General features: G+C 55.9%; 13 protein-coding genes. 3 read left to right on the forward strand and 10 right to left on the reverse strand.

Annotated elements, in window-relative coordinates; translation table 11 throughout:
- Window positions 1–27 precede the first annotated feature (27 nt).
- Together pstB and phoU are read left to right on the forward strand one after the other, a co-directional pair.
- The gene (pstB, locus tag AC4IC4_RS22930) at window positions 28–801 is read left to right on the forward strand and encodes a phosphate ABC transporter ATP-binding protein PstB (protein ID WP_008500183.1); all 774 of its coding nucleotides are present in this window, start codon (window positions 28–30) and stop codon (window positions 799–801) included.
- Window positions 802–827: 26 nt separating this feature from the next.
- Window positions 828–1,553: a phosphate signaling complex protein PhoU gene (phoU, locus tag AC4IC4_RS22935; RefSeq protein ID WP_008500182.1), complete on the forward strand. Its 726-nt coding sequence runs from the start codon at window positions 828–830 to the stop codon at window positions 1,551–1,553.
- Between the two features lie 44 nt (window positions 1,554–1,597).
- Here the strand turns inward: phoU and yieH are convergent, their stop codons facing one another.
- Entirely contained in the window at window positions 1,598–2,263 is a 666-nt protein-coding gene (yieH, locus tag AC4IC4_RS22940) for a 6-phosphogluconate phosphatase (RefSeq protein ID WP_032648584.1), read from the reverse strand.
- A gap of 165 nt (window positions 2,264–2,428) precedes the next feature.
- On the opposite strand from yieH, the gene adeP reads away from it, so the two are divergent.
- On the forward strand, window positions 2,429–3,766 hold the full coding sequence (gene adeP, locus AC4IC4_RS22945; protein WP_148769901.1) for an adenine permease AdeP: 1,338 nt from the start codon (window positions 2,429–2,431) through the stop codon (window positions 3,764–3,766).
- 91 nt (window positions 3,767–3,857) lie between these two features.
- Here the strand turns inward: adeP and AC4IC4_RS22950 are convergent, their stop codons facing one another.
- The 9 genes from AC4IC4_RS22950 to rpmH form a co-directional block, all read right to left on the reverse strand.
- The gene (locus tag AC4IC4_RS22950) at window positions 3,858–4,424 is read right to left on the reverse strand and encodes an NADPH-dependent FMN reductase (protein ID WP_014833835.1); all 567 of its coding nucleotides are present in this window, start codon (window positions 4,422–4,424) and stop codon (window positions 3,858–3,860) included.
- A gap of 36 nt (window positions 4,425–4,460) precedes the next feature.
- On the reverse strand, window positions 4,461–5,207 hold the full coding sequence (locus AC4IC4_RS22955) for a 4'-phosphopantetheinyl transferase family protein (protein WP_024907878.1): 747 nt from the start codon (window positions 5,205–5,207) through the stop codon (window positions 4,461–4,463).
- Window positions 5,208–5,329: 122 nt separating this feature from the next.
- Window positions 5,330–6,301: an HTH-type transcriptional regulator YidZ gene (yidZ, locus tag AC4IC4_RS22960; RefSeq protein WP_024907877.1), complete on the reverse strand. Its 972-nt coding sequence runs from the start codon at window positions 6,299–6,301 to the stop codon at window positions 5,330–5,332.
- Entirely contained in the window at window positions 6,270–7,445 is a 1,176-nt protein-coding gene (locus AC4IC4_RS22965) for an MFS transporter (protein ID WP_061716264.1), read from the reverse strand. The genes yidZ and AC4IC4_RS22965 overlap by 32 nt, the downstream gene beginning before the upstream one ends.
- A gap of 111 nt (window positions 7,446–7,556) precedes the next feature.
- A complete protein-coding gene (gene mnmE, locus AC4IC4_RS22970) occupies window positions 7,557–8,921 on the reverse strand; it encodes a tRNA uridine-5-carboxymethylaminomethyl(34) synthesis GTPase MnmE (RefSeq protein ID WP_021242672.1) in 1,365 nt (454 codons plus the stop codon).
- 72 nt (window positions 8,922–8,993) lie between these two features.
- Entirely contained in the window at window positions 8,994–10,637 is a 1,644-nt protein-coding gene (gene yidC / locus AC4IC4_RS22975; protein WP_032648576.1) for a membrane protein insertase YidC, read from the reverse strand.
- A 2-nt stretch (window positions 10,638–10,639) separates the two neighbouring features.
- Window positions 10,640–10,897 carry a membrane protein insertion efficiency factor YidD gene (yidD, locus tag AC4IC4_RS22980; RefSeq protein ID WP_001307474.1) on the reverse strand — a complete coding sequence of 86 codons (258 nt, stop codon included), beginning with the start codon at window positions 10,895–10,897 and terminating at the stop codon, window positions 10,640–10,642.
- Window positions 10,861–11,220 (reverse strand): ribonuclease P protein component, encoded by a 360-nt coding sequence (gene rnpA / locus AC4IC4_RS22985; protein ID WP_032640303.1) that lies wholly within the window; start codon window positions 11,218–11,220, stop codon window positions 10,861–10,863. The genes yidD and rnpA overlap by 37 nt, the downstream gene beginning before the upstream one ends.
- A 16-nt stretch (window positions 11,221–11,236) precedes the next feature.
- Window positions 11,237–11,377 (reverse strand): 50S ribosomal protein L34, encoded by a 141-nt coding sequence (gene rpmH, locus AC4IC4_RS22990; RefSeq protein WP_000831330.1) that lies wholly within the window; start codon window positions 11,375–11,377, stop codon window positions 11,237–11,239.
- Window positions 11,378–11,976: the final 599 nt, after the last annotated feature.

Below are 11,976 nucleotides of genomic sequence, written 5' to 3' on the forward strand. Positions count from 1 at the left end.
CGCGGCGCCGAATGAGGAAATGAGTCAATGAGTATGGTTGATACTGCCCCGGGTAAGATTCAGGTTCGTGATTTGAACTTCTACTACGGCAAATTCCATGCCCTGAAGAACATCAACCTGGATATCGCCAAGAACCAGGTCACGGCATTTATCGGTCCGTCCGGCTGTGGGAAATCCACGCTGCTGCGTACCTTTAACAAAATGTATTCGCTCTATCCGGAGCAGCGCGCTGAAGGGGAAATCATCCTCGACGGCGAAAACATTCTGACCCAGGCTCAGGATATTGCCCTGCTGCGCGCCAAAGTGGGGATGGTGTTCCAGAAACCCACACCGTTCCCGATGTCCATTTATGACAACATCGCCTTTGGCGTTCGCCTGTTTGAAAAGCTCTCCCGTGCCGATATGGACGAGCGCGTGCAGTGGGCTTTGACCAAGGCCGCATTATGGAACGAAACCAAAGATAAGTTGCACCAGAGCGGTTACTCTCTCTCCGGTGGTCAGCAGCAGCGTCTGTGCATTGCGCGCGGTATTGCGATTCGCCCTGAAGTGTTGCTGCTGGATGAGCCGTGTTCAGCGCTGGACCCGATCTCAACCGGCCGCATTGAAGAGCTGATCACCGAGCTGAAGCAGGATTACACCGTGGTTATCGTGACCCATAACATGCAGCAGGCTGCACGTTGCTCCGATCACACGGCGTTTATGTACCTGGGTGAATTGATTGAGTTCAGCAACACGGACGATCTGTTCACTAAGCCCGCGAAGAAACAAACCGAAGATTATATTACTGGCCGCTACGGTTGATTTGCCTTAGTGCATGTGGAGAAACCATGGACAACCTCAATCTTAATAAACATATTTCAGGCCAGTTCAACGCAGAGCTGGAAAGCATCCGCACGCAGGTGATGACCATGGGTGGCATGGTTGAGCAGCAGCTTTCTGATGCAATTACGGCAATGCACAACCAGGACAGCGAGCTGGCGAAGCGCGTCATTGAAGGCGACAAAAACGTCAACATGATGGAAGTCGCTATCGACGAGGCCTGCGTGCGCATTATCGCGAAACGTCAGCCGACGGCGAGCGACCTGCGTCTGGTGATGGCAATCATCAAAACCATCGCCGAGCTGGAGCGTATTGGTGACGTGGCGGATAAAATCTGCCGCACCGCGCTGGAGAAGTTCTCTCAGCAGCACCAGCCGCTGCTGGTGAGTCTGGAGTCGCTGGGCCGTCACACCGTGCAGATGCTGCACGACGTGCTGGATGCCTTTGCGCGTATGGACCTGGACGAAGCGGTGCGTATCTACCGTGAAGACAAGAAGGTCGACCAGGAGTATGAAGGCATCGTGCGTCAGCTGATGACCTACATGATGGAAGATTCCCGTACGATCCCAAGCGTACTGACTGCCCTGTTCTGCGCGCGCTCCATCGAGCGTATCGGCGACCGCTGCCAGAATATTTGCGAATACATTTTCTACTTCGTGAAAGGTCAGGACTTCCGTCACGTGGGCGGCGACGAGCTGGATAAGCTGCTGGCGGGTAAAGATCCGAAAGAGTGATGTTGGTGGCGGGTGGCGCTAGCGCTTACCCGCCCTACGTTAACTTAACGCGTAATATCCCACCCGCGCGCCTTCCACAGCGCGGGCAACTGCGCCAGATCGGTGAAGGTCGTGACTTTTGGATGATCGATCGGCTTGTTGTGCGGGTCGGCGCAGAAGTAAAACACCTCCATTCCCGCATCAATCCCCGACTGCGCGCCAGCAGACGAGTCATCCACCAGAATGCAGTTCTCTACGTTAACGTTCATCGCCTTTGCCGCATGGAACATCAGTGCCGGGTCCGGCTTCCAGCGCTGGATATCGTAGCCACTGAACAGTTTTTCCGGGAAGTGGTGCAGCATCTCAAGCTTGCCCAGCGAGTGCTGCATTTTGCTGACCGGGCCGTTAGAGACCACGCAGATTGGTACCGTCATCGCATCCAGCAGCGCGTTTGCGCCCGGAATCACCTCCAGCTCCGAATCGAACAGGCGTGCAACCTCGGCGCGGTACACCGGTTCCAGAGCCGCTTTCTCCAGAACGACGCCGTGTTCTTCGTTAATGATGTCGATGATCTCGTAGAGCTTCACGCCCTTAAAGCGTTTAAACACCTCTTCGAGTTCCAGCGTAATGCCAAATTCCTGGAACATGGCCACATACGCGCGGGAACAAATGACCTCACTGTCGACCAGCGTACCGTCGCAGTCGAAAAATACCGCTTCAATTCCGGACATGCCTTTCCCTTTTAACCAGTTTAACGTTTACGTACGGCAGTTCGCCGAAACGCAATCGTTGCCGTATAAGCAAATTCAATGAAAAAAGTATCACGTAACCGCCACTATTGTCGCATTTTGGTATAGGATAGCGACGAATTTTCCCTCCTTGTTCGGAAATTGATGATGAGTCAACAACACACTACCCAGACGTCTGGTCAGGGTCTGCTTGAGCGCGTTTTCAAACTGCGCGAGCACGGCACAACGGCACGCACCGAAGTGATCGCGGGTTTCACCACCTTCCTGACGATGGTCTATATCGTTTTTGTGAACCCTCAAATTCTGGGCGTTGCTGGCATGGATACCAGCGCCGTCTTTGTAACCACCTGCCTGATCGCCGCCCTTGGCAGCATTCTGATGGGTGTGTTCGCTAACCTGCCGGTTGCGCTGGCCCCGGCGATGGGCCTGAATGCGTTCTTCGCGTTCGTGGTCGTTCAGGCGATGGGTCTGCCGTGGCAGGTTGGCATGGGCGCCATCTTCTGGGGCGCGGTTGGTCTGCTGCTGCTGACCATTTTCCGCGTGCGTTACTGGATGATTGCGAACATTCCTGTGAGCCTGCGCGTGGGCATCACCAGCGGTATCGGTCTGTTCATCGGTATGATGGGGCTGAAAAACGCCGGCGTTATCGTGGCGAACCCGGATACGCTGGTGAGCATCGGTCACTTGACCTCTCATAACGTGCTGCTGGGCGTGCTGGGCTTCTTTATCATCGCGATCCTGGCTTCCCGTAATATTCACGCGGCGGTGCTGGTGTCCATCGTGGTGACCACCCTGCTGGGCTGGATGCTGGGCGACGTTCACTATAACGGCATCGTTTCCGCGCCACCGAGCATCTCTACCGTTGTTGGTCACGTCGATCTGGCGGGCTCCCTGAACCTGGGCCTGGCGGGCGTGATTTTCTCATTCATGCTGGTGAACCTGTTTGACTCCTCCGGTACGCTGATCGGCGTGACCGATAAGGCGGGTCTGGCGGATGAAAAAGGGAAATTCCCGCGCATGAAGCAGGCGCTGTTTGTGGACAGCGTCTCCTCTGTGACCGGTGCGTTTATCGGAACTTCGTCTGTTACCGCGTACATTGAATCTTCTTCCGGCGTATCCGTGGGCGGCCGTACCGGCCTGACGGCGGTGGTCGTGGGTATTCTGTTCCTGCTGGTGATCTTCCTCTCTCCGCTGGCGGGTATGGTTCCACCGTACGCGGCGGCGGGTGCGCTGATCTACGTGGGTGTGCTGATGACCTCCAGCCTGTCACGCGTGAAGTGGGATGATTTAACCGAAGCGGTGCCGGCGTTTATTACCGCCGTGATGATGCCGTTCAGCTTCTCGATTACCGAAGGTATCGCGCTGGGCTTTATCTCTTACTGCGTAATGAAGATCGGGACCGGCCGCTTCCGCGACCTCAGCCCATGCGTCATCGTTGTGGCGCTGCTGTTTGTGCTGAAGATTGTGTTTATTGACGCGCACTAAGGTGCGGTTTGTGGTGTCAGGTGGCGCTTCGCTTACCTGACCTACTGACGAGTGTAGGCCCGGTAAGCGCTAGCGCCACCGGGCTTTTTTATCAGGCTTTAACCCGCTTAATATAATCCCCGAACGCCGTCAGCTGGCCAGAGAGATGGTCGCGCGTGCTCTGATCCACCACCTCACCCGTTTGCGGGTCGACCTTATTCTGAATCACTCCGCCCATAAATTCTGGCTTGTTCATCACCATCGCATCGAGGAAGACCAGGATCTGGCGCAGATGATACTGGCAGCGCGCGCCGCCAATCGCGCCCATGGAGCTGGTCTGGATCAGCACCGGTTTGCCTGACAGCGGCTGCTCAGGTAAACGGGACAGCCAGTCGATGGCATTCTTCAGGCCACCCGGAACTGAGTAGTTATACTCTGGCGTGACGATGACCACGCCGTCAGCCTGGCGGATCTGTTCGGCCAGCGCCTCAACGCTCTGCGGGAACCCTTCTTCCTGCTGGACATCCGCATCATACAGCGGAATATCGCCAATAGACGGCAGGGCGCTAATTTCCATACCTGCAGGCGCCAGCTGTGGCAGCGTGCGGGCTACCATCCCGTTAAATGAACCTTTGCGCAGGCTTCCCAGTAAAGTAACGACTTTCAACGTATCAGACATGATTACTCCTGTTTCATCATGATGACCCTGATTGGATCAGCTAAGGGTGAATGCTTTTTCTGCCGGTAAACTGGTTAAACGCATCAGGCGTGCGGCGGGCTCGTTGGCGCGCTCGGGCACATCAGGAAGGCTACGCCATCCCTGTTGACTGTCAAATTCCCAGATTTTCATGCGTTCGATGGCGGGGGTAACCGCAATGGACCAAATGAGCACATCCTCTGCGTCACTGAGCGCCTCTACCAGCGTGGCCTGAGTGGCACGAAGACGTCCGGAGCCTGGCAGCAGCTGCAGCAGGCTGGCGTCGTCTGAGGCGCATCCACAGAGCTTGCGAATGCTCTGGCGTAAGGTAATGAGCTGGGCTCTGGCTTCGACAGGATCGTTCTGGTTGCGGACCCACAGCTTCTCATTGCTGGAGAGCGGATAGTCTTCATGCGCATTACCGCCATGGAAGCTGCGCGTCGCGCGCTGAAGTTCCATATCGAGCCCACAATCCCCTTCGGTGGTCAGCGCGACGCCAATGATATTGCCCGCGTAAGCAATCGAAAAACGAGGGAGATCCGGGTCGGCAAAGACCGGGCGGCCTTCGGGTTGGGTAATGATATCCGGCAGCTCACTGGTGCCGTACAGCATAAACAGCAGTTCTGCGAGAAGCGCTCTGGACGCTAAAAACCGCGTCCTGCGGTGTTCCGGGAGAGTGAGTGCTTCAGTATGACAGGCTGAAGAAATTCTTGCCGATACGAGACGTCCTTCCGTAAGTATCCCTCTTGCAAAGTGCGTAGCCATTTTTCGCTCCTTGATAATGGTCGTAATCGGTTAAACGGTTACATGATTATCGCTTAACTTGACTCCTGTTTTAATCAGTAAATGGGAGTAAGAGAAGCCTTAGGACCGAACTTTACATTTTCTTAGGCAAAAATTGGATCGCTCGCACCGTACAGCGCCTTGATGGTCTCCCGCAGCCACAGGATTTTCGGATTATGACTGTTCCGTTTATGCCAGATCAGCGTGAAGGGAACGGTAAGCTTTTCAGCCTGCGCTTCATCAATGGGAATAGGAAGCGCGATCAGCTTCCGCTGGTGGAGTTCATTGTAGTGATGGCAGTAGTGCGGAGCCGTGGCGATATAGTTATGGTTGGGCTGCGCCGCCATAAACATCGCCTGTTCAAAGCCCGGGAGGCTCATGGCGATAGTGCGCTCGCGTCCCATCTCCTTTAGCACCTCATCAAGCGCCCAGGTGTCGCTGCGTTCCCAGAAGATGCTGATATGGGGATAGCGCAGGAAGGTCTCCAGATTCCACTCTTGCTGAAGCGCCGGATGATCCTCGCGCAGATAGACGCAGGGGCGATCGCTGAACAGAATTTCGTAGTCGATAAACCACGGCATCAGCTTAAGCAGTTCGCGGGATCGCGGATGCGTTTCACGCCCGGTGAAGCCCAAATCAACCTCGCCACGCGTAATCGCGTCCAGTGAGTCGTAATCCCACTGACGCATTTTCACCGTAGCCTGCGGATAGCGCTGGTTCACCTGCTCCAGCAGAGTATTGAAGCGGATCAGCATCAGCGGCGTTTCCGCGGCCAGCACGAACGTCAGCCCGCCCGGAGAATCATGGTGGAATTTATCGAGGATTTGGTTGCCGATTTGCATCCAGTCAGCCAGATCCTGCTCAAGACTTACCGTCAGTGGCGTCGGCAGCAGCCCTAGCGGCGTTTTGACAAACAGCGGGTCGTCAAACCAGTCGCGCAGCTTGGCCAGCGATTTGCTCACCGCCGACGGCGTCACGTTCATCCGCTTCGCCGCTTTGGTGACGCTGCGCTCCTGCAGCAAAAGCTGCAGGCACAGCAACAGGTTAAGATCGAGACTGCTGATGGGCTTCTTCATAGTGCGCCGCGGGCCGGATGACCATAAGTAAGGTAATGCACACTATGCTACAGCCAATCAGAACCCCGATCAGCATATTCAGCGCGTTAAGCCCGATGACCGCCGCCAGCCAAATCCACAGCGACGAGCCGCAGACCTGCGCGATCCCCAGCACCGAGCTTGCTACGCCTGCCCGCAGCGAGAAGGGGCCAAGCGCCTGGCTCATCGCCACGCCAAAGCCAACCGAGAACCCGGCGCAAATAAGGGTAATACCCACCAGCATCACTGCATGTGAGCTGGTGGTCGCCAGGATCGCGCCTGCCGTGAGGAATAAAACCTGTGAGGTCAGCATCAGCGTGCGCTGGCTGAAAACATTTAGCGCAAATGGGGTAGAGAACGAGACCGCCATACTGACCATGGCGGTTAATGCCATCACCGTTGAATACTCACCGCGATCGAAGCCCATGGTTTCCATCAGTAAAACCGGGGAAACGTTTACATAGGTCAGGATCACCGCCACGCTTAACGTGGTCACGGCCAGACGGCTGAGGAAAAAGCGGTTGAGAAGCTTCTCTGCCGGGTGAATGGTGGCAGTATGGCCGGTATTCTGCGAGCCCGGGTGGGTCTCTTTCAGCACGGCGATGGATAAGGTAAACACCAGCGCGCCCATGGCCGCCATGGTCCAGAACAGGCTCTGCCACGGGAATTTCAGCATGATCAGATATCCCACGACCGGGGCCAGCACCGGGATGATGCAGGTAATACCGTTCAGCATCGAGAGTACCTTAGCGCGACGCTGGGCGCTTAGGGTGTCGCGCAAAATGGCAAACGCCACCACGTAGCAACCGCCAGCGCCAATACCCTGGATAAACCGTCCAGTCAGGAACACGGTGCTGTTCTGCGCCTGCGAGCAGAGAAGAGAAGCCAGGGCAAAAATGATGGCGCCGGTTATCGCGACAGGCTGACGGCCTGCTTTATCCGCTATCTTCCCGGCAAAGACCATCGACGACGCCATCCCCGCGAGGTAGGCCGAAAACGCGATGTGCAGCTGCGCCTCGCTGGCACCCAGATCGCGGGCGATGTGCGGTAACCCCACCAGATACATATCAATGCCAGACGGATAAAGCAGAACTAATGCGAAACTACAAAACAGAAAACGCGCCATAAACCCCCCATAGATGCAGGCATGCAGGATAGGGGGTGAAAAGGGATTAGGCGAGTTGCCATTTGGACAATGGTGATTTCCCTGGAGGAAATCACCATTAATTAGCGGGAATTACTTACCAATACAGAAGCTCGAGAAGATCCTTCCCAGCAGATCGTCCGACGTAAACTCCCCGGTGATCTCGCTCAGATTCTGCTGCGCCAGACGCAGTTCTTCCGCCAGCAGTTCACCCGCCCACGCGCCGATCAGCTGTGCTTTACCCTGAACAAGGTGATTTGCCGCCTCTTCCAGCGCCTGCAGGTGACGACGACGCGCCAGGAAGCCGCCTTCCATGCTGGTGTCAAAGCCCATGCTCTGCTTGAGATGGTTACGCAGGTCGTCAACACCTTCACCGGTCCGCGCCGACAGGCGAATCAGTGAGTGACCATTCACATCGCTAATGCCGAGCGTTTCGCCGGTCACGTCTGCTTTGTTACGCACCACGGTGATCGGCAGTTTCGCCGGCAGACGGGCGATAAAGTCTGGCCAGATCTCAGCCGGGTCAACGGCGTCGGTGGTGGTGCCGTCCACCATAAACAGCACGCGGTCGGCCTGCTCGATCTCCTGCCAGGCGCGCTCGATACCAATGCGCTCAACTTCGTCGCTGGCATCGCGCAGACCGGCGGTATCAATGATGTGCAGCGGCATCCCGTCGATATGGATATGCTCGCGCAGCACGTCGCGGGTGGTCCCGGCAATGTCGGTTACGATCGCCGCTTCACGGCCCGCCAGGGCGTTCAGCAGGCTTGATTTCCCGGCGTTAGGGCGTCCGGCAATCACCACCTTCATCCCTTCGCGCAGGAGGCTGCCCTGGCGCGCTTCGGCACGGACGGCGTCGAGATCGGCCATCACCTGGTTGAGCTGGGCTTCGATTTTGCCGTCAGAGAGGAAGTCGATCTCCTCATCCGGGAAGTCGATAGCCGCTTCCACATAGATGCGCAGGTGAGTAAGTGCTTCCACAAGGTGATTCACACGCGCGGAGAATGCCCCCTGCAGCGAGTTCAGGGCGGAGCGGGCCGCCTGTTCGGAACTGGCGTCGATCAGGTCAGCAATGGCCTCCGCCTGCGCCAGGTCGAGCTTGTCGTTGAGGAAAGCACGCTCGGAGAACTCGCCCGGCTTCGCAATGCGCAGGCCCGGCAGGGTCAGAATACGTTTTAACAGCAGGTCGAGGATAACCGGGCCGCCGTGGCCCTGCAGCTCCAGCACGTCTTCGCCGGTAAAGGAGTTCGGGCCGGGGAACCACAGCGCAATGCCCTGGTCCAGCGGCGTGCCGTCGGTGTCCTTAAACGGCAGGTAATCAGCGTAGCGCGGCTTTGGCAGTTTACCCAGCACCGCTTCGGCCACCTCGCGCGCCTTCAGGCCGGAGATGCGCAGAATGCCTACACCACCGCGTCCCGGTGGGGTTGCCTGGGCGACGATAGTGTCGTTATGGCTCATGGTTGGTCTCGTTCAATACAAATAAAAAAGGCGGTCAATCGACCGCCCTTATTTTAGCGTTAACTTACCGAATCAGGACTTTTTCTTTTCGCGGCTATGCAGGCCACGTTTTTCCAGACCACGGTAAATCAGCTGCTGCTGGATGATGGTCACCAGGTTGCTGACGATATAGTACAGCACCAGACCTGACGGGAACCACAGGAAGAACACGGTGAAGATGACCGGCATAAAGGTCATGATCTTCTGCTGCATCGGGTCGGTCACGGTGGTCGGCGACATCTTCTGGATGAAGAACATCGTCACGCCCATCAGGATCGGCAGGATGTAGTACGGGTCCTGTGCGGACAGGTCATGGATCCACAGGGCGAACGGCGCGTGGCGCAGCTCAACGGAACCCATCAGCATGTAGTACAGCGCAAGGAAGATTGGCATCTGAATCAGCAGCGGGAAGCAACCACCCAGTGGGTTCACTTTCTCTGCTTTGTACAGGGCCATCATTTCCTGGCTCTGACGCTGTTTGTCATCGCCCAGACGCTCACGCATTGCCTGAATCTTCGGCTGCAGCATGCGCATCTTCGCCATGGAGGTGTACTGCGCTTTGGTCAGCGGGTACATGATGCCACGAACGATGAAGGTGATAACGATGATGGAGAAGCCCCAGTTACCCAGGAAGCTGTGGATGAACTTCAGCAGCTTAAACAGCGGCTGAGAGATGAACCACAACCAGCCGTAATCTACGGTCAGATCCAGGTGCGGCGCGACAGCGGCCATTTTGTCCTGAATTTCCGGGCCGACCCACAGGGTGCTGGCCAGCTTACCGGTTTGACCCGGCTGTACCAGAACCGGCTGAGATTTGTAGCCGATGGCTGCAAGACCGTTACCCAGGTTCGCGGTATAGAAGTTGTTGGTACCGTCGTTATTTGGCACCCACGCAGTAGCGAAATACTGCTGCAGCATTGCCACCCAACCGCCTTTAGCGCTGACGTTCAGGTTTTCGTTATCGGCAATGGTGTCGAATTTGTATTTCTCATACTTCGCGTCTGGCGTGGAGTACGCCGCGCCACGGAAGGTATGCAGCGCAAAGTTGCTGCTTCCGGTATCACGGTGTGACGGCAGATTGATGGACTGCTTCAGCTGGCCAAAGGTCGACAGCTCCAGCGGTTTCGCACTGGCGTTCTGTACGCTGTAGCCCACGTTCACCGCATACTCACCGCGTTTCAGGGTGAAGGTTTTGGTGAAGGTGTTGCCTGCGGCGTCGGTGTACGTCATCGGGATCGCGAGTTCGTTCTGACCATCAGCCAGCACAAAGGTGTCGTTCTCGACGGTATACAGTGGACGCGCACCGTTAGCCGGGTTATCCGGGCCATCACGACCGGTCAGGCCGCTCTGCGCCTGGTAGATGAACTCAGGCGTGGTTTCCAGTAACTGGAACGGTTCGTTAGACTTCAGCTCTTTCGGGTAGGTTAACAGCAGCGCCTGCTCAACATCACCACCACGGGTGTTGATTGTCAGCTCAAGCACATCGGTCTTAACCGTAATCTGTTTCCCCTGGCCACTGGCCGGTACGCCCTGGTCGGCGGCGCTACCCGCTGCGGTGGTCGTTGTCTGCGTGACCTGCTGTTGTGGTTGAGGATTTTTATCCTGCTCCCACGCCTGCCAGATCATGAAAGACACGAACAACAAAGCGATGATAAGAAGATTGCGTTGCGAATCCATCGTTAGTGTTCTCTGGTATCAAAGGGTCCTGGGGGGACGGGGTCGTCTCCACCTGGGTGTAAAGGGTGGCATTTTAATACGCGTTTCACCGTCAACCAACTGCCTTTTATCACTCCAAACCTGCGCAATGCCTCAATTCCGTAGCTTGAGCATGTTGGTGTGAAACGGCAGTGCGGCCCGAGTAGCGGACTAATCAGGCGTTGATAGACCCGAATGAGGGCTATCAGGACCCGTGAGCCAGGCGACAGTGGCGGCGCCATAATTTTTCCAACGCTTCCGAGAGAGCACGGTTATCGAGGTCGGCAACCCCTTTCTTCGCCACCACCACGAAATCCATTGAAGGCAGTTCGTGCTGACGTAAACGGAAGCTTTCACGCGTCAGACGTTTAATCCGATTGCGTTCATGCGCACGCTTAACATTTTTCTTGGCGACTGTGAGACCGATGCGGGGATGCCCCAGCGAATTTTGGCGGCCGAGGATGGTGATTTGCGGCGTGCCAGCCCGTAGTGGCTGCTGGAAGACGAAAGTGAAATGAGCGGGAGTTAACAAACGTAACTCCCTGGGAAATGCTAGCTTAACCACTCAGGGGTTAGCTTTATTACTTGGAAACGGTCAGACGAGCGCGGCCTTTAGCACGACGACGTGCCAGAACCTGACGACCATTTTTAGTAGCCATACGAGCACGGAAGCCGTGAGAACGGTTGCGCTTCAGTACAGACGGTTGAAAAGTGCGTTTCATGGCGATTTCTACCTAAACTTGAATAAATTCACTGACTTTTGCGTATACCCGAACGAGTTTCGAACGACTAACGCCTCAGCGTGGGTGATTAAAGAGGCCGGATTGTAATAATTGTACACTCCGGAGTCAATTCTCTTTCCTTATTTCCCGCGTATTTCCGCACGTTTTCGCGTGGAAAATGAGCAACGGACGACGCAGGAAGATGAGCATCACGCGCCGGGTCGAGGATTATACGGGCTCAACGATAAAGCGCAAGGATCGTCCCGGATCTTCGTTAGATCATTTAAGCAAAAAATTGTCTGTGCTCATTAATTTTTCCAATATGCGGACTAAATCGTGGGGCACTCCCGTCAGGATCGTTTACACTTACCCGGTTTCGGATCTTCCTGTGGATAAATCGGGAAGAATCTGTGAGAAACAGAAGATCTCTGGCTCAGTTTAGGCTATGATCCGCGGTCCCGATCGGGATCCCAGGATCCTGGTCAGGATAAATTGCAGATAGCAATTCGCACGTCCCCCTTTACACAGGGTCATGTCGATGTGCGCCAACAATCATGAATATTCAATAGTTTTCTTTTATTGTTCGAGTGGAGTCCGCC

It is taken from the genome of Enterobacter sp. Taxon_2 (assembly GCF_058355295.1).